Annotated in this window: 15 protein-coding genes and 1 pseudogene; 8 read left to right on the top strand and 8 right to left on the bottom strand. The window is 64.9% G+C overall.

Translation table 11 applies throughout. From position 1 onward, the window contains the following. Positions 1-2 precede the first annotated feature (2 nt). The 7 genes from AX724_RS22060 to hflK all read right to left on the bottom strand — a co-directional run bounded on the left by AX724_RS22060 (position 3) and on the right by hflK (position 9,082). Entirely contained in the window at positions 3-1,340 is a 1,338-nt protein-coding gene (locus AX724_RS22060; protein WP_066771382.1) for a cell wall hydrolase, read from the bottom strand. A gap of 18 nt (positions 1,341-1,358) precedes the next feature. Beyond that, complete coding sequence (cysK, locus tag AX724_RS22055) at positions 1,359-2,276, bottom strand: cysteine synthase A (RefSeq protein WP_066771380.1); 918 nt, start codon at positions 2,274-2,276, stop codon at positions 1,359-1,361. After that, positions 2,273-3,577, bottom strand: a complete 1,305-nt coding sequence (locus tag AX724_RS22050; RefSeq protein WP_066771377.1) for an MFS transporter — start codon at positions 3,575-3,577, stop codon at positions 2,273-2,275. The genes cysK and AX724_RS22050 overlap by 4 nt, the downstream gene beginning before the upstream one ends. 157 nt (positions 3,578-3,734) lie before the next feature. Beyond that, positions 3,735-5,366 (bottom strand): helicase HerA-like domain-containing protein, encoded by a 1,632-nt coding sequence (locus tag AX724_RS22045; protein ID WP_066771375.1) that lies wholly within the window; start codon positions 5,364-5,366, stop codon positions 3,735-3,737. Positions 5,367-5,491: 125 nt separating this feature from the next. Further along, entirely contained in the window at positions 5,492-6,994 is a 1,503-nt protein-coding gene (locus AX724_RS22040) for a Do family serine endopeptidase (protein ID WP_066771373.1), read from the bottom strand. Between the two features lie 127 nt (positions 6,995-7,121). Then, on the bottom strand, positions 7,122-7,967 hold the full coding sequence (gene hflC / locus AX724_RS22035) for a protease modulator HflC (protein ID WP_066771371.1): 846 nt from the start codon (positions 7,965-7,967) through the stop codon (positions 7,122-7,124). Beyond that, the gene (gene hflK, locus AX724_RS22030) at positions 7,967-9,082 is read right to left on the bottom strand and encodes an FtsH protease activity modulator HflK (protein WP_197421669.1); all 1,116 of its coding nucleotides are present in this window, start codon (positions 9,080-9,082) and stop codon (positions 7,967-7,969) included. Before hflK ends, hflC begins: the two co-directional genes overlap by 1 nt. A 74-nt stretch (positions 9,083-9,156) precedes the next feature. Between hflK and AX724_RS22025 the strand changes: the two genes are divergently transcribed. Continuing rightward, the gene (locus AX724_RS22025; protein ID WP_066771362.1) at positions 9,157-10,122 is read left to right on the top strand and encodes an Mrp/NBP35 family ATP-binding protein; all 966 of its coding nucleotides are present in this window, start codon (positions 9,157-9,159) and stop codon (positions 10,120-10,122) included. Here AX724_RS22025 and AX724_RS22020 read toward each other — a convergent pair whose 3' ends face one another. Then, the gene (locus AX724_RS22020; protein ID WP_066771356.1) at positions 10,123-10,581 is read right to left on the bottom strand and encodes a GNAT family N-acetyltransferase; all 459 of its coding nucleotides are present in this window, start codon (positions 10,579-10,581) and stop codon (positions 10,123-10,125) included. Positions 10,582-10,667: 86 nt separating this feature from the next. Here AX724_RS22020 and AX724_RS22015 point away from each other — a divergent pair, with 86 nt between their 5' ends. From AX724_RS22015 to AX724_RS21985, 7 genes and pseudogenes are all read left to right on the top strand, one after another. Continuing rightward, the gene (locus AX724_RS22015; RefSeq protein ID WP_066771346.1) at positions 10,668-11,102 is read left to right on the top strand and encodes a CoA-binding protein; all 435 of its coding nucleotides are present in this window, start codon (positions 10,668-10,670) and stop codon (positions 11,100-11,102) included. A gap of 39 nt (positions 11,103-11,141) precedes the next feature. Beyond that, on the top strand, positions 11,142-13,409 hold the full coding sequence (locus tag AX724_RS22010; RefSeq protein ID WP_066771343.1) for a molybdopterin cofactor-binding domain-containing protein: 2,268 nt from the start codon (positions 11,142-11,144) through the stop codon (positions 13,407-13,409). Continuing rightward, positions 13,406-14,407 (top strand): ferrochelatase, encoded by a 1,002-nt coding sequence (gene hemH, locus AX724_RS22005; RefSeq protein ID WP_066771341.1) that lies wholly within the window; start codon positions 13,406-13,408, stop codon positions 14,405-14,407. Before AX724_RS22010 ends, hemH begins: the two co-directional genes overlap by 4 nt. A 26-nt stretch (positions 14,408-14,433) precedes the next feature. Then, a complete protein-coding gene (phbB, locus tag AX724_RS22000) occupies positions 14,434-15,156 on the top strand; it encodes an acetoacetyl-CoA reductase (RefSeq protein ID WP_066771340.1) in 723 nt (240 codons plus the stop codon). Next, positions 15,156-15,437 (top strand): ribbon-helix-helix domain-containing protein, encoded by a 282-nt coding sequence (locus AX724_RS21995; protein ID WP_066771338.1) that lies wholly within the window; start codon positions 15,156-15,158, stop codon positions 15,435-15,437. Before phbB ends, AX724_RS21995 begins: the two co-directional genes overlap by 1 nt. Positions 15,438-15,497: 60 nt before the next feature. Then, positions 15,498-17,864 (top strand): TonB-dependent receptor, encoded by a 2,367-nt coding sequence (locus tag AX724_RS21990; RefSeq protein WP_066771336.1) that lies wholly within the window; start codon positions 15,498-15,500, stop codon positions 17,862-17,864. 183 nt (positions 17,865-18,047) lie between these two features. Further along, positions 18,048-18,428: pseudogene (locus tag AX724_RS21985) on the top strand (energy transducer TonB); the annotation flags it as partial.

Genomic DNA, 18,428 nt, shown 5'->3' with positions numbered 1-18,428 from the left:
TTCTATGGCTGAGCCTCTGTCACATTGCTCGCTGCGGATGAAGATACCGTCTCGCCCGGTGGCGCGATCCTGACCGTTTCGAACCGCGTCTTTCGCCGTATGCCGGGCAATCCTGTATCGGTGGCGGCAGCGGACGGTACAGCCACCGGAATGCGGTCGCGCATGCATTGGGCTTTCACTATGCGCGGCGTCCGGCTGCAGTTCCAAAGAGCCTTCTGAAGATTGTTCGTCGCGTCGTGAATATAGGAAAAGCGCATGGCGGCCATTGCGGCAAGCGTCAGCGGCACCTCCTTTGGCGCTTCGCCGGCAACCCAGCCCATGATCCGGCATTGCGCGCGCCCGGCGCAGAAAGTCTGCGCGAGCGACGGCCAACTGTCAGGCGCGCTCCCGCGCGGCAGTTCCACCAGGAAGCTGGCAGCATCCGCCACGGAGATGATGCGCACGCCCGCCACCGTCTTGCCGATCGCGTCCATGCCGACGCTTTCGGGATGCGTCGCCAGCACATCCGCATCCAGCGCAAGGAACGGGGTGGCTTCTGCGCCAGCGCCATGTGCGATGGACAGTTGCGCGATCTTGCCGACAACAGGTTCTGCGCCTTCTCTGCCGAAGCGGAAGGCGGGCGGGGTTCCCCACCATCCGCGCCAGCGGAAGAAAAGATGCGTGCCTACGGCCGTGATCTTGTCCAGGCTGTCGCTCCAATAGGGCACGACCCAGTCGGTGTGATAGTGGGTGGCATATCCGACCGCCTTGAACACCTTGCCGGCCAGGGCCGCCCGCGCGATGTCGCGGGCGCGCAGCCATGCCGCTGGCCGGGGGACACGCGCCAGCGCGCCGTCGCACGTGAAGGTGAATTGACAGCCGGTCCGTCGCTCCTGCCCCTGAAAGACCACACCGCACACCGTTTTGGGAAAGGCGGGATGGCGGACGCGGTTCAACACCACTTGCGCCACGGCCTGTTCTCCGATGGCGTCGTCCCCCGCCTCGTAGAGCTGCGCCGCGGCGAGGCAGTCGGTCGCGCGCGCGAGGTCGGCGTCGGATCCGCGGAACAGGAACGGCCGCGCGGCCGGGTTGGGATCCCGCGAGAAGGGGATCTTGGCATTGAACGCGCGCGCTTCTTCCGGCCCGAGCGCGTAGATCTGCACCGGCTCGACCGGTGGCGGCGGCGCCGCGATCGCCTGCATCCGGGCGCGCTGCGCGATCGCGTGAAACGGCGCGGACGGGCCTTCCGGGCGGGACCGGCTTTCCCATCCGGCCACCGCCATCGGCAGACCCACCAGGATGAGCGCCCATACCAGCCACATGACCGCATGTGGCCGGGCAGAAGATGACAGTTCGGTCATGCGTCTGGACGTTTGCGCTTATTCCGGCAGGAAATCGGGCACGGACAGGTAACGTTCGCCCGTGTCATAGTTGAAGCCGAGAACCCGGCTTCCCGCCGGCAGATCCTTCAGCTTCTGCGCAATGGCGGCCAGAGTCGCGCCCGACGAAATCCCGACCAGCATCCCTTCTTCCCGTGCGGCGCGGCGGGCATAGTCCTTCGCATCGGCGGGATCGACCTGGATCACGCCGTCCAGCAACTGCGTGTGCAGGTTCGCCGGCACGAAGCCCGCGCCGATACCCTGGATGGGATGGGGCCCCGCTTGCCCGCCGCTGATGACTGGGGACAGCGTCGGCTCCACCGCGAACACCTTGAGGTCGGGCCAGGCTTTCTTCAGCACCTCGGCCGTCCCGGTAATATGCCCGCCGGTGCCGACGCCCGTAATCAGCGCATCGATCGGGGTGTTGCCGAAGTCCGTCAAGATCTCGACGGCGGTCGAGTGGACGTGCACATCGATATTGGCCGGGTTTTCGAACTGCTGCGGCATCCAGCTGCCCGGCGTCTGGCTTACCAGCTCCAGCGCGCGCTCGATCGCACCCTTCATGCCCTTTTCGCGCGGGGTAAGGTCGAAGCTTGCGCCATAGGCCAGCATCAGCCGCCGTCGCTCGATCGACATGCTTTCCGGCATGACCAGCACCAGCCGATATCCCTTGACGGCCGCCACCATGGCCAAGCCCACGCCGGTATTGCCTGATGTCGGCTCGATGATCGTGCCGCCGGGCTGCAATTCGCCCGATGCCTCCGCGGCCTCGATCATCGCCAGCGCGATGCGGTCCTTGATCGATCCGCCGGGATTGGCTCGTTCCGACTTGATCCACACTTCAGCGTCGCCGAACAGGCGCTGGACGCGGATATGCGGCGTGTTGCCGATGGTTTCGAGTATCGAGGCAGCTTTCATAGGGGCTTCTCCTGGGTGGGGTGCGCTCGCCCGATGTCGGGTGGATCGAAACTATGTGCAAGGCGCAATTCGGGAAAGAGGCGCGCCCAGAAAATCGTGATGAGTATCGCGCCGATGCCGCCCCCGATGACGGCTGCCACTGGACCGACAAGCGCCGCGAGGAAGCCGGACTCCGCTTCGCCCAGTTCGTTCGACGCGGAAATGGTGAGTTGGGACAGGCTCGACACGCGCCCCCGCATGGCGTCGGGCGTGTGCAACTGCACCAGCGACTGGCGCACGAACACCGACACCATATCGGCGCTGCCCAGCACCACCAAGGATGCGATGCCGGTTTCAACCGCGATGGAGCGTGGCAGGAAGGCGGTACAGCCAAAGGCGATGGTCGCAAGTCCGAACAGGATGACCGCGCCGAGCATCTTGATGCCGACCTGCGTCTTCATCGGGCGGAAGGAGAACCAGAGCGCCGTCGCCCCTGCGCCGACGCCGGGGGCTGCGGCGAGATGACCGAGGCCCGCCGATCCCACATGCAATATGTCGCGGGCGTAGACCGGCAGCAGCGCCGTCGCGCCGGCCAGCAACACTGCGAACAGGTCCAGCGTGATCGTCGCCAACACAAGCCTGTTGCCCTTCACATAGGCGAAGCCGTCGATCATCTGGCGCAACGGATGGCGGGTCGTGTCGCGTGGCGGCTGCGGCACCCGACCAATGAAGAACATGGCGACCAACGCGACGCCGTACAGCCCCGACGCGATCGCATAGGCGCCCCAGGGCGCGGCTGCATAGGCATAGCCGCCCAGCGCGGGGCCCGCGATCATCCCGGTTTGCCAGAAGACGCTGGAAATGGCGATGGCGTTGGGCAGGACGGCAGGCGGCACCAGGTTGGGCGCGAGCGCGCCATAGGCCGGGCCGTTGAACGCGCGGGCGATGCCCACGACCACGGCGACCGCGAACACCAGCGGCAAGCTGACCCATCCTTCGAAGGTGGCGAACGCCAGCAGCCCGGACGCCGCGGTGAGCATCGTCAGGGTGATCCGGGTAATGATCCGCCGGTCATAATGATCCGCGACCCATCCGGTGACGGGCGTCAGGAAGAAGAGGGGGATGAACTGCGCCAGTCCGATCAGCCCCAGCTGCGCCGACGCGCCGGCGGTCGTCATCGTTTCGCGTGCGATATTATAGGCCTGCCAACCCAGCACGATCATCATGCTATATTGTGCCAGCACGGCCGCCAGCCGCCCGATCAGATAGGCCCGGAAACTGGGGAAGCGAAGCGGATGGCTCGGCGGGGGAGAAGCCGTCATGGGGCGTGGCTTAGCCGGGTCGCGCCCGTGAAAGCAATCGCGCAAAATGGCGCTTCGCCCTGCTTTTCCTTGTCGCAGACAAAATCGGCCTATCCGGGCACGGTTCTACGCGGTCTGCCCCGCCCGATGACCCTTCAAATCCGGCGCAAGATGCCGGCTATTTGAACAGGCTGCCCAATATCCCGCGTACAAGTTGGCCCGCTATGCCTCCCAATGAGGAACGGCGGCGCGATCCGCCGAATACCGCCCGGCCCAGTTCGTTGGCGACCTGACGCCCGACCGACGAAGCGGCGGAACGGGTCGCCGATTGCATGGCTTTCTCCAAAGCGCCCGGTTTGGCGGCTTCCCGCGCGGCGGCCGCATCGCGCCGCGCCTGTTCTTTCAAATCCGCCTCGCGCTGTTTTGCTTCCACCTTGGCTTGCGCCGCTGCAGCCTTGTCTGCCTCCGCCTTCGCCTTTTCCGCCTGCGCGGCGGCAGCGGCCGCCTGTCCCCGCGCGGCCAGGATTTCCTCCGCCGATTCGCGATCCATGGTTTCGTCATATTTGCCGGCGCAGGGCGAGATCGACTGGATGATCGCGCGTTCCTTGGCATCCAGCGGTCCCAGGCGGGAGCGGGGCGGGGCGATCAGCGTACGCTGGACGACACCGGGCGAGCCATCCTCCTGCAACAGGGACACAAGCGCTTCGCCGACCTTCAATTCGGTGATCGCCGTTTCGACATTCAGGTCGGGATTGACGCGGAAGGTGTCGGCTGCGGCCTTGATCGCCTTCTGGTCGCGCGGGGTGAAGGCGCGCAAGGCATGCTGCACGCGGTTGCCCAATTGCCCGGCCACATCTTCGGGGATGTCGATCGGGTTCTGCGTCACGAAATAGACGCCCACGCCCTTGGACCGGATCAGCCGCACCACCTGTTCGATCTTGTCGGTCAGCGCCTTGGGCGCGTCCTCGAACAAAAGATGGGCCTCGTCGAAGAAGAAGACCAGCTTGGGCTTGTCCGGGTCGCCCACCTCGGGCAGCGTCTCGAACAGGTCGGACAGCAGCCACAGCAGGAAGGTGGCGTAGAGCTTGGGGCTCTGCATCAGCTTGTCGGCGGCAAGGATGTTGATGTAGCCGCGTCCCTTCTCGTCCACTTGCAGCATGTCGTGGATGTCGAGCGCGGGTTCGCCGAAGAAATGGTCGCCGCCCTGACTTTCGAGTTGCAGCAACTGCCGCTGGATCGCGCCGACGCTGGGCTTTGTCACATTGCCGTAGCGAGCAGAAAGCGTGTCGGCATTCTCGGCGCAATAAGCGAGCATCGCCTGAAGATCGCCAAGGTCGAGCAGCAGCAACCCTTGCTCATCGGCATATTTGAAGGCGATCGACAACACGCCTTCCTGGGTTTCGTTAAGGCCCATGAGACGGGACAGGAGCAACGGCCCCATTTCGCTTACCGTCGTGCGAACAGGATGGCCTTGTTCGCCATACAGGTCCCAGAAGATCGCCGGATTGTCGGCATAGCTGTAATCGGTCAGGCCTACTTCCGTGGCGCGCGTGACCAGCTTGTCTGCATTTTTCGCGGTGGGGGAGCCCGCCATGGAAATGCCGGCCAGATCGCCCTTCACATCGGCCATGAACACCGGCACGCCCAGCGCCGAGAAACTTTCGGCAATGCCCTGCAGCGTTACGGTCTTGCCGGTGCCGGTCGCGCCCGCGATCAGGCCGTGCCGATTGGCGCGCCGCAAATTCAGATATTGGGGAATGCCGCCTTCCTTCTCCGGCGCGCCAAGACCGATGAAGATACCTTCGCTCATTCACGCACCCTCCAGAAAAAGAAGACCCGCTCGCCCCGGCCCATCGACAATGCGACGGACCGGCCCGAACGGGTCTGACAGGCTATCCCGATCCTAGCGAACCGGGATGCTTCGGCAAGCGCCGTCTATTTGTCGCGCAGGCGCACCGGCAGGAAGATCGCCGGCTGACCGCGCCGCAGCACCTGCAACAGGATGGCGTTGCGGCCCTGCGCGGCCACCGCCTTGACCTGTGCGTCCAGGTCCGCCTGGCTCAGCACGGGGCGATTATTGGCGCTCAGGATCACATCGCCGCGGCGCAGGCCCTTGGCGCCCGCATCGGTCGACCCGTCCACCCCGGTGATCACGACGCCGCGCGTATCGGCGGCGATGCCAAGCTGGCGCGTAATGGACGGCGTCAGCGGGATCGCGGAAATACCCAGCGACTGTTGCGCCGCCTGGCCCGGATTCTGGTCCTGCTGGCTGAAATCGTCATCGTCCTGGCCCTGCGCGAAGCTGTTCAGCTCGTCCTCGGACGGGCGTTCGCCCACGACAGCCGTCACCGTCTGGCGCTGGCCGTTGCGGATCAGCACGATCGGCACGCGCGCGCCGATCGACTGGCTGGCGACGATCGAGGAGAGATTCTGGTCGGGGCTGACTTCCTGGCCCGCCACGCTGACGATCACGTCGCCTGCCTTGATGCCCGCCTTGTCCGCGCCCTTGCCCGGCTCGACGCTCTGGACGAACTCGCCGCGATTCTTGGCAAGGCCAAGCGAATCGGCCAGGTCTTCGCCGAGCGGGCTGATCTGCACCCCCAGATAGCCACGCTTGATCGACTGGCCCTTCATCAGTTGCTGGACGATGGGCGCGGCCTGTTCGGACGGGATGGCAAAGCCGATGCCGACATTGCCGCCCGAGGGCGAGAGGATCTGGCTGTTGATGCCGATCACGTTGCCGCGCATGTCGAACATCGGGCCGCCGCTATTGCCCTGGTTGATCGAGGCGTCGGTCTGGATGAACTTGTCGTATGTTCCACCGGTGCCGCGATGCAGGGCGGAAATGATGCCCGCCGTCACCGTACCCGACAGGGCGAACGGATTGCCGATGGCGACGACCCAGTCGCCCACGCGCGCCTTGGTGCTGTCGCCGAACTTGACGAAAGGCAGAGGCTTGCTGGACGTGATCTTGAGCACCGCAAGGTCAGTCGCGGCGTCGCGGCCCACCAGCTTGGCGGTATATTCTTCCTTGTTGGTCAGCGTGACCGTGATCTGCTCGACGCTCGCGCCCTCCGCGCCAGCAGACACGACATGGTTGTTGGTGACGATATAGCCGTCGGCCGAGACGATGAAGCCCGAACCCAGCGACTGCGCCTGCCGGGTCTGCGGCTGGCCCTGACCCTGGCCAAACAGGTCGCCGAAAGGCGTGCCGGCAAAAGGATTCTGTACCTTCACCCGTTGCTTGGTCGAAATGTTGACCACGGCGGGTTGCAGTTTTTCGACCATGTCGGCCAGGCTGGCGGGCGCGCCTGCGGGCGCAGCGGCCTGCAGGCCTTCATTCTGCGCGACCTGCGCGCCCACATTGGAGCTGGTGGTAACGGCGATGGCGGTGCCGCCGAGCAGCAGGGCGCCGGTAATGGCATAAGCGTAACGCACTCGTGACGGTCCTCTTCAGATATTCAGGGAATGGGGAAGGCGGGACTCTTCGGATAGTCCTTCACATGCGCCGCCTTGCCTTAACCCTCTTTGAATGGCGCTGGTTCCGTAATGATCCTCCGCTCGATCAACGTCCACCCTGGAATTGGCGCAGGAACTCATTGTCGGGCGACAGGATGATGTTGGTCTGGCCGCTGCGGTCGGGCGAGAAGGTGTAGCGATAGCTTTGCATGGCCCTGTAGAAGTCGTAGAATTGCGGGTCCTTGCCATAGCTTTCGGCGTAGATGCGGGCGGCGTTGGCGTCCGCCTCCGCTCGGATGATCTGCGCCTGCTTCGCACCTTGCGCGCGGATGGTCAGCGCCTCCTGTTCGCGCGCGGTGCGCATACGGGTGAAGGCGCTTTCCAGCGGCGTGCCGTCAGGTAGGTCGGCGCGCTTGATCCGCACGTCCACGATCTCCGCCCCATATTGGCGGGCGACGCGGTTCAGGCCGGTCTCGATATTCTGCATGACCTGGCCGCGCTCCGGGCTGAGCAAAGCGGCGAAAGGCCGCTTGCCCAGTTCGTTGCGCAGCGCCGATCCCAGGATCGGGCGCAGCGCGTCGGACACGCGCTCCTCGCTGCCCGCCGCGATATACATGCGCAGCGGATCGACGATGCGATAACGGGCGAAGGCGTCGACCTGCAGGCGGAGCTGGTCGGTCGACAGCACCTGTTGCCGCTCCATCTCCACCGACAGCACCCGCTTGTCGATCCACACGATCTGATCGATGAAGGGCAGGCGCAGGATGACGCCCGCGCCGGTGTTTCCGAACGTCTCGTTGGCGCGGTAGCGGTTGATGATTGCCTTGGGATCGCCGAAGCGGACGATCACGCCCTGCTTGGTTTCCGGCACGATGGCGATGGTGCTGCCCAGGACGATAAGCGCGAACAGCGCGATCAGGGCCAGGGCGACGGGATGGCGAAACAGGGTCATCACTGTCCTCCCGTGCTGGCGGCGCTCTCGGCCGGTGTCGCCTGCGCGCGCTTCTTGAGTTCGGGCAGCGGCAGGTAAGGCGTCACATTCTTTCCTTCGACGATGGTCTTGTCGACGTTCGACAGCACGCCTTCCATGGTTTCGTAATACATGCGGCGGCGCGTCACCTCCGGGGAGAGCTTGTATTGCTCATAGACCTTGTCGAAGGCGGCGGCCTCGCCCTGCGCCTTGGCGGTCACCTGCTGCGCGGCGGCGCGCGCTTCGTTGAGGTAGGTCTGGGCCGTTTGTTGCGCGGCTGACACCGCCTTGAATGCGTCGTTCACCGCTGTTGGTGGATCGGCCTGCTTGATCGCGACGCCCTGGATGCGGATGCCCGACTTGTAGCCATCCAGTATTTCCTGCATTCGCTGTTCGACCTGCTGCTCGATGGTGGTGCGGCCAGCGCCCAGCGCATCGTCCAGGCTGACACTCGCCAGCACCGATCGCATCGCGCTTTCCGCGACCTCGCGCACCGTGGCATCGGGGTCGGACAGCTGGAAGAGATATAATTCGGGATTGCGGATGTTCCAGCGCACCGAATAGGCCAGATCGATGATGTTCTGGTCGCCCGTCAGCACCAGATTTTCGTTTTCCGCGCTCACCGATCCGATGTCGATCGTACGGATTTCCTCTACATCGACCGTGGTCACTGCCTCGAAAGGAGCGGGCAGGGTAAGGCTGATGCCAGGGGTCAGCGTCCGGCTATATTTGCCAAGCAGGGTGACGACACCCCGTTCCTGCGGGCCGACACGGTGGAAGCTGGTCAGAACCAGCCACAGCACGACGAGAAGGGCGATGCCGATGGGCCACAGCGCCTTGCTCGACGCGCGAGGCGGCAGGCCGCCGAACCCGCCACCGCCATTGCCGAAACTTTCCCGGCCGCGGCGCAGCAGTTCCTCGATCGCGGAAGGGCCCTTCTGGCCGCCGCCTGTCGGCTTGCCCGGCTGCGTCCACGGATTGCGGGGGCCGGCGGGGCCTCCCTTGCCATCATCCCCATCCGGCCCGTCATTCTTGCCGCCCCAGGGGCCCTGGACCATCGCTGCGATTGCGGGCATCCACCCGAATAATCTTGTCATGACCCCTTCTATAGGAAGCCTCCGGTCCGAAAAACAGTGCAAATGGCCGCGATAATTTCCTAGAGGCCGTCGCCATGACCGATCTTGCCGATTTTACCGCCCGCCTGACCGCCCTGACCGATGGCCGCGCCAGTGCCCCGCGCATCAGGGACGGCGTGATGACGCTGACGCTCGACGTCGCGGGATTGTCGCCGCAGCAGCGCGAAGGCCTTGCCGCCGCCATCCGGGAAGGCGGTCTCACCCTGTCCGATGTGATCGATGTCCGCATAATAGAAACGGCCGAGCGCCGCCCCTTGCGCATCCTCGCCGTCGCATCGGGCAAAGGCGGCGTCGGCAAGTCGACGCTTTCAGCGAACCTGGCCGTGGCGCTGCATCGCCTCGGCCTCAAGATTGGGCTGGTCGATGCCGACATATATGGCCCATCCCAGGCGAAGCTGATGGCGAGCGAGGACCAGAAGCCGGTCGCGCAGGACAAGAAGCTGATGCCCGTTACCGGCCCGCACGGCGTCCCGATGCTGTCGATGGCGCATCTGGTGGAGCCGGGCAAGGCGCTGGCCTGGCGCGGCCCGATGGCGGGCAATGCGTTGGGGCAGTTGATCGACGCGCATTGGGGCGATGCTGAACTGCTGGTGGTGGACATGCCGCCCGGCACCGGGGACATCCAGCTGTCGATGGTCCAGAAGCACAAGCCGGCCGGCGCGGTGATCGTGTCCACACCGCAGGACCTGGCCCTGATCGACGCGACCCGCGCCGTCAGCCTGTTCGCGCAGGCGGGCGTGCCGATGGTCGGCCTTGTCGAAAATATGGCCGGCTATGCCTGCCCCCATTGCGGCGAGATTTCAGATCCGTTCGGGCAGGGCGGCGCGGAGCGGGAGGCGGCGCAACTTTCCATGCCCTTCCTTGGTCGCATCCCGCTCGCCATCGACATCCGCCGCCGGTCGGATGCGGGCGATCCACCCGCCGCAGGCGAAGGCGCGCATGCGGACGTTTTCATGGGGATAGCGCGGAAGGTTGCGGACTGGCTGAAAGAAAAGGCCTGATCACAGGTCCAGATGCAGGAACTGGTTGAAGCCGCTCCTGTGATAATCGCCAAAGGCAGGCCCATCGACGAATCCGTGCCGCCGGTAGAGAGCGAGCGCCGGATCGAAGGACGGACCGCTGCCTGTTTCGAGACTGAGGCGCGTCATGCCGCGGGCTTGCGCCTCCGCCACGATGTGCGCCAGCAGCAGCGCCGCCACGCCGCGCCGCAGCTGGTCGGGATGAGTTCGCATCGACTTGATTTCGCCATGCCCGGGCGAGAGCGTCCGCAATGCCGCAATTCCGGCGATCTTCTCGCCATCCCATGCGGTCCAGACATCCAGGTCGCTCGCGCGCATCCCGCTCAGGTCCAGCGCGAAGACGGACTCGGGCGGGCTGTTCGCCTGCATTCCCGTCAGGTGGAGTGCCAGCAGCGCGATGGTCTGCTGATCGGAAAGGTTGGCCGGGCGGATGGTAAACATGCCGCCATGCTATCGCGAGGTCTTCAGGAAAGGAACGTCTTGCACCGGCTCGCGTCCTCCCCATGTCATGGGAGAGGAGACACGCCATGCCACTGACCGCCGCACAGGACATCGCCGATCTGCTGGACGAAACCCGCACCATCGCGCTTGTCGGCATATCCGACCGGCCGGACCGCGCCAGCTATTCGGTCATGGCCTTCCTTCAGGACCATGGCTATCGCGTCCTGCCCGTGAACCCGCAGATCGCCGGGGAGCATGTTCATGGCGAGTTCGTGTGGGCGCGGCTTTCCGACATCGGCGTGCCCATCGACATGGTGGACATCTTCCGCCGCAGCGAAGCAGCCGGAGAAGCCGTGGACGACGCGATCGCCATCGGCGCGAAGTCGGTCTGGATGCAGATCGGCGTCATCAACGATGCCGCCGCCGCGCGGGCGGAAGCCGCTGGCCTCAAGGTCGTGATGGATCGCTGCCCGGCGATAGAAATCCCGCGTCTTGGCGTCGCGCCCGTTCGCGCCGATTGACGCTAGGCAGCCGGCCCGCGCGCCTCTATCAGGCAGGGCATGGCGCGCGCACCGCGAAAGCGATCGGATAGAAGCAAGGGCATTGATCGCCGGACCCTGATCGTGGGCGGCGGCGCGGCGGCGGGTCTTCTGCTCGCCTGGGGCGTATGGCCGCGCAGTTACCGGCCCAACCTCAATGCCGGCCCGGGCGAAACCATCCTCAATGCCTTCCTGAAGATCGACCGTTCCGGCCAGATCATCGTCATCGTGCCGCAGATGGAAAGCGGGCAGGGGGTTGCCACCCTGTTGCCCCAGATATTGGCGGATGAGCTTGGGGCCGACTGGCGCACGGTCGCGGTCCAGAGCGCGCCCATAAGCCCGCTCTATGCCAACACGCTCCTCGCGCGCGAATGGTTGGCGAGCGACTGGACGCGCCTGCTGGGGGAGGCGGGCGACTGGGCGATCGGCCAATATGCCAGCCGGTCTTCCCTGATGCTGACGGGTGCGGGCACGTCCATCCCCATGTTCCACGATGCCTATCGCGATGCCGGCGCGGCCGCTCGGGTGCTGCTGTGCAAGGCGGCGGCGGCCCGATGGGACATCCCCTGGGAAAGCTGCGACATTCAGGAAGGCGTGATCTCCGACGGCGGGGCGAAGCGCATGAAGATCGGCGAGGTCGTGGAGGATGCCGCCCGCTTCGATCTGCCCGACATCCTTCCCTATCGGCAAGGGCAGGACGGCCGCCTTTCGGGGCAGGATCTGCCCCGGCTCGACACTCCGTCGAAGATTGACGGCAGCCACAATTTCGCCGCCGACATTCGCCTGCCCGACATGGTCTATGCTTCGATCCGGCAAGGGCCGATCGGTGACGCTGTGCTCGCCGGGCTGGACGAGCGATCGCCTGCGGGCGTGACCGGTTTCCTCAAGCTGGTGAAGCAGGAACGATGGGTAGCCGCCGTCGCCAGCAACTGGTGGGCGGCGAACAAGGCGCTGGACCTTGCCGATCCGGTCTTCACCCTGCGTGGCAAGCCGGTAAGCAGCGAAGCGATCGAGGACATGCTGGAGACGGCCTTCGCCGGGTCCGCCGGGCGGCGCATCTATGCGCAAGGCGACCTGTTGCCCGTGTTCGAAGGTGCGACCATCCTGGCCAGCGAATATCAGGTCGACGCTGGCCTGCACCTGACGCTCGAACCGATGGCGGCCACCGCCCGCGTGACGGACGAGGACGCCGAGATATGGCTGGCGACCCAGGCGCCTGCGCTGGCCCGCAACGCCATTGCCCAGGCGCTCGATCTGCCGGAAGCGGCGGTGACGCTTTATCCGCTGCACGCAGGGGGATCCTTCGGCCGCCGCATGGACTGGGAGGCCGGGTTGCAGGCGGCGCTCATTGCCCGCGACATGCGCCGGCCGGTGCAACTCCAATGGTCCCGGATCGAGGATGTGGTGCAGGATCGCCCGGCTTCGCCCGCCCGGGCGCGCCTCGCCGCGAAGCTGGGACGCAACGGCGCGATCGAAGGCTGGCTGGCAAAGGTCGCCGCACCTTGCGCCATGAGCCAGACATGGGCGCGGGTAGGGCGGGGCGACATGCCGCACGAAGCCGCGGCCGACATGGCGGACCAGCCCACCCGCCTCGCTGTCGCAGGGATGGCGCTGCCTTATGCTGCGCCCAACTGGGCGGTGGATCACTATCCGGCGGATGTCGGCCTTGCCCTTGGCTTTGCGCCCGGCAATGCGGCGTTGTACGGCACCTTCTTCACCGAAAGCTTCGTCGATGAACTGGCGCATCTTGCCGGGATCGAGGCGATGTCCTTCCGCATCCAGATGCTGGGCGGCAATCCCCGCCTTGCCCATTGCCTGTCCACCGCCGCCGCGATGGGCGGCTGGCAGGGCGGCATCAGCGGCAGCGGGCAAGGCATCGCTGCGCGCATGGCTGGCGGCGCCTATGCCGCCATCATGGTCGAAGCGGAGATGCGCGGCGACACGGTCAGCGTCTCGCGTATTGTCGCAGCGGTGGATGCGGGCGATCAGGTCAATCCCGACATCGCGCGGCAACAGGTGGAGGCCGGCCTCATCTATGGCCTTGCCTACGCGCTCGGCGCATCCACTCCTTATAAGGGCGGCCTTCCGACGCGGGCGATGCTTGGCCGCATGAACCTGCCGCGCCTTGCCGACATCGGGGAAGTGTCCGTGGAATTGATCCGCAGCACCGCGCCGCCGGCCGGCATCACCGATCTGGCGGCGCCGCTTGTCGCGCCGGCCGTCGCCAACGCCCTGTACACCTGGACAGGTCAGCGATTGCGCCGTCTTCCTCTATTGGCCTCGCCATGATCCTTCCCCCCGACCATCCCGCCATCGCCACGCCCAAGGTCGGCGTGCTGCTCATCAACCTCGGCACGCCGGATGCCCCGGATGCTGCTTCGGTGCGTCGTTACCTGCGCGAATTCCTCTCCGACCGGCGAGTGGTGGAAATACCCCGGATCCTCTGGCAGCCGATCCTGCACGGTGCGATCCTGACCACGCGCCCGAAGAAGTCCGCCCACGCCTATAGCCAGGTCTGGACGGAGGAAGGATCGCCGCTTGCCGTCCACACCCGCGCCACCGCGCAGGCGATGCAGGCTGCGATGGGGCAGGGCGTCGTCGTCGATTGGGCCATGCGCTATGGCAATCCCGGCATCGCTGAACGGCTGGCCGCGATGAAGCAGGCTGGGTGCGAGCGCATCCTGATCGCACCCCTCTATCCCCAATATAGTGCGGCCACGACCGCCACCGCCAATGACGCCGCTTTCGCCGCGCTCGCGGCGATGCGGTGGCAGCCGGCAATCCGTACCCTGCCGCCCTATCATGACGATCCGGCCTATATCGCCGCGTTGAAAATGTCGGTCGAGCGCAGCCTGGCCGGGTTGGACTTTGCGCCCGACGCGCTGCTCGCCAGTTTCCATGGCATGCCTGAACGGACATTGCGACTGGGTGATCCCTATCATTGCCAGTCCGTGAAGACTGTCCGGCTGCTGCGCGAAGCCTTGTCCCTGCCGGTGCATATGAGTTTCCAGTCCCGCTTCGGTCGCGCCAAATGGCTCGAGCCAGAGACGGAGGCGACGCTTGCCGGACTGGTCAGGGGCGGTGTCCGCAATATTGCTGTCGTCACTCCGGGTTTTGCCGCGGACTGCCTAGAAACGCTCGAAGAAATCGCGCTGCGCGCGCGGGACGCATTTTTGCGCGAAGGCGGCGAAAAATTCGTCTTTTTGCCCTGTTTAAACGCATCAGCCGAAGCTATCACCCTGTATCAAAGGCTGCTGAGCCGTGAGCTTTCGGGTTGGATCGACTGACCCAGACGCAGGAGAAGGATGCACATATGTCGAAGGTGGCGATCGTGACCGGCGGAACACGCGGCATCGGCGAGGCAATCAGCCTGGCGCTCAAGGACTTGGGCTACGCCGTCGCCGCCAACTATGCGGGCAATGAGGAAAAGGCAAAGGCCTTCACCGAACGAACCGGCATCGCCGCCTACAAGTGGGATGTCGGCGATCATCAGGCCTGCCTGGATGGATGCGCACAGGTCGCGCAGGATATCGGCCCCATCGACATCGTCGTCAACAATGCCGGCATCACGCGCGACGGGGTGCTCGCGAAGATGAGCTTCGACGACTGGAACGAAGTCATGCGCATCAATCTGGGCGGCTGCTTCAACATGGCCAAGGCGACCTTTGGCGGCATGCGCGAACGCGGATGGGGCCGCATCGTCAATATCGGCTCGATCAATGGGCAGGCCGGCCAATATGGGCAGGTGAACTACGCCGCAGCCAAGTCCGGCATCCATGGCTTCACCAAGGCGCTGGCACAGGAAGGCGCGAAATATGGCGTCACGGTCAACGCTATCGCGCCTGGCTATATCGACACCGACATGGTGGCCGCCGTGCCGGCTCCCGTGTTGGAGAAGATCGTGGCCAAGATCCCCGTCGGCCGGCTGGGCCAGGCGCATGAGATCGCGCGCGGCGTCGCCTTTTTCTGCAGCGAGGATGGCGGCTTCGTGACCGGCAGCACGCTGTCGATCAACGGCGGCCAGCACATGTATTGATGATGGCGGGCGGCCCTGTCGATCGTGAAGGGTCGCCCTTTTCTCCGCCCGTGAAGCGGAGCGTCACCATCGCCGGCCATCAGACCGCGATCAGCCTGGAACCGATATTCTGGGACGCGCTGCGCCAGGCGGCGTCGGCACGGCAGCTTCCCCTGAATGCGCTGATCGCGCGCATCGACGTGATGCGCATGGCTGCGGCCGACCCTCCCAATCTTGCGAGCGCCATTCGCTGCTGGCTGTTCGAGCAGCTCGAGCAGGGTGGTAAGAATTATTCGCAATAGCATTGACTATAAGAACGATTCGCAATAGCAGCCCCGGTGATCAAAAGGGGATACTGCTTCATGACCAAGAACACGACCACGCCGTCTTTCCTGGCACTGGGCTGCGTCGGTGCGCTGGCCTTCGCCACCGCCGCCCATGCGCAGCAGGAAGAGCCCGGACGGAAGCTGGGCGGAATGACCGTGACCGACACCGCGATCGAGGAAGACTCGATCAAGGTCGAAAAAGCGGAATCTCCCAAATATGTGCGGCCGCTGCTAGACATGCCGCAGACCATCACGGTTATCGGCAACCAGACGATTCAGAAGCAGAATCTCCTGACCCTGCGCGATGTGCTGTCCACCATCCCGGGCATCACCTTCGGCGCCGGTGAAGGTGGCGGCGGCTATGGCGACAGCATCAACCTGCGCGGCCAGAGCGCGAATACCGACATCAGCATAGATGGCGTGCGCGACAGTGCGCAGTACAGCCGCACCGACCCATTCAACATTGAACAGATCGAGGTCACCAACGGCGCGAACTCGGTCTATGGCGGCTCCGGCGCCATCGGCGGCAACATCAACATCGTCACCAAACGGCCCAAGGCGCAGGACGAGACGCTGATCCAGGCGGGCATTGGAACGTCCGATTATTATCGCGCCACTATCGACAGCAATGTCCGCGTCTCCGATCTGGTCGCGGTGCGCCTCAACGCCATGTATCATGAAAATGACGTGCCGCGCCGCCAGGTCGATCGCTACGAGCGCTGGGGTGTCGCGCCATCGGTCAAGATTGGCGTCGATGGGCCGACTTCGCTGACGCTGCTCTACACGCATCAGGAAGACCGGAACACGCCCCTCTACGGCGTGCCCTACTACAAGAACGGCGTCTATGACGGGCCGCTGCCGGGCGTGCCCTATAGCAGCTATCTAGGTTACCGGAATGTCGACCGTCAGGACCAGACCATCGACCAGGCGACCGCGATCTTCGATCACCGCTTCAGCGACACGGTCTCGATCCGTAACCTGACCCGCTGGCAGCGCGTCGAGCAGGATCTGGTGGTTGATCCACCCCAGGGTGGAACCTATTGCCTGCCGGGCGGTCAGACCCAGACCGGCGCCGCCTGCGCCGCCGGCCAGGTGCCGGGGCTATACTATCCCGGCGGCCCGCGCGGCAATTTCCGCTTCTCGGAAAATCAGGCGCTCTACAGCCAAACCGACCTCACGTTCAACATTCCGGGCGGGCACACGCTGGTCCTGGGCACCTCCGCCCTGCAGGAGGATTATGACCTCGACAGCGGCAACATCTTCCGCAATCCCGGCGGCGGCACCCCCAACCCAGTGTTGAACCCGATCCCGATAGGTGTGCCGACGGACTATATCGGGCCGATCAATCCCACGCAGACCAGCCGGCAAAAGGGCGATCTGTTCAACGTGGCCGCCTATGCCTTCGCGGCGGTCAAGATCGTCGATCAGATCGAACTGAACGGCGGCGTCCGCTACGAACATAATCGCGCCCGCTTCCGCTCCGACACGATCACGCCGTCGGCGCTGTCCATCCCGGACGGACAGGCCACGCGCTACCTTACCGGCGGCAAACAGAACTCGACCGACGACCTGTTCTCCTACCGCATCGGCCTGGTCTACAAGCCGGCGGAAAACGCAAGCCTCTACGTCGCCTATGGCAATTCGCGGAACCCCACCAGCACCACGGTCCGTGCCGGCTGCGGCCTGGCGGCGGCGGCGAACCTCAATATCGACCCGTGCGACCTGTCGCCCGAACAGGCGAAGAATTATGAGATCGGCGGCAAGATCGACCTGTTCGACGGCGGGTTGCAACTGACGGCTGCGTTGTTCCGCAACGAGCGCACCAATTACCGCGTCGCCAGCAACGATCCGTTCGTCGGCAATCTGCCGGTTGGCGACGGGCGCAACAGGGTCGACGGCATCACGCTCGGCGCGTCGGGCAATATCACGCCAGAATGGACGATCTTCGCCAACTACACCTATCTCGACAGCAAGGTGAAGCAGTCGATCTCCAACTACTGTCTTGAGAATCCCAATGCCAGCTATACGCCGCCCGGCACCACCACGGCGTTGACCTGCCCCGCCTTCGACCCGCAGGCCGGCAATTCGATGACCAATACCCCCAGGCATTCGGGCAGCCTGTTCACCACCTACAACCTGCCGTTCGGCCTGCAGCTTGGATATGGCCTGACCTATCAGGGCAGCTTCTTTTTGACCAATGTGACCGGCGCGCCGATGTACAAGTCGGACTCCTACCTGGTTCATCGGGCGATGCTGTCCTATCCGATCACGGACAAGTTCAGCGCGCAGCTCAACGTCCAGAACTTCACCAACGAGAAATATTATACCAGCATCCGCAACAATGGCTGGGCCAATCCGGGCGAGGGGCGCTCCTGGGTGCTGACCCTGGGCTACAAGCTCTAGACAGTCCGCCCCCCCCGACGTCGTCCCTTGCCGGGGGGGGGGGGATGGCGGCAGCTCCAACCTCCTTGGGCTGCCGCCCGTCTGCTCAGCTTTCCCGCGATCAGGCATATAGGTAATATGTGCAATTGATTCGCATTAATGTTCGCGATAGGACGCATTCAACGTTGGAGGAGAAGAGCTGTCATGTTGCGACTGGCAGAGGACAGAGCCGAAGAGGCGGGTTACGACATCGGCTTTGTGGAGCCGGTTCGCATCGCTTTGCGCCCGGTCCCGTCGCCTGCCGTCGCCGTGGAACGCTACGGTGCCCGGTCCCGCGCGAACCTGCCGGTCATCCTCCTCATCCTGCTGCTCCATGCGGCCCTCGTCTTCGCACTGGTTCAGGTGCGGCAGAATTATATCCAGGCAAAGGAAGCGAAGCTGACGGTCGTCAACCTGTCGTCGCCTCCGCCGCCGCCCGCTGCGCAGCAGGACACGCCGCCTCCGCCCTCCAAGCCCGAGGTCGTCGCTCCCCCGCCCATCGTCCATACGCCGACGCCCGCGCCGCAGATCGCCACCACCCCCGAT

Source organism: Sphingobium sp. CCH11-B1, from assembly GCF_001556865.1.
In the GTDB taxonomy this organism is placed as follows: Bacteria; Pseudomonadota; Alphaproteobacteria; order Sphingomonadales; family Sphingomonadaceae; genus Sphingobium.
The sequence above is the reverse complement of the archived record's forward strand: the minus strand, read 5'-3'. Positions and strand labels throughout refer to the sequence as shown.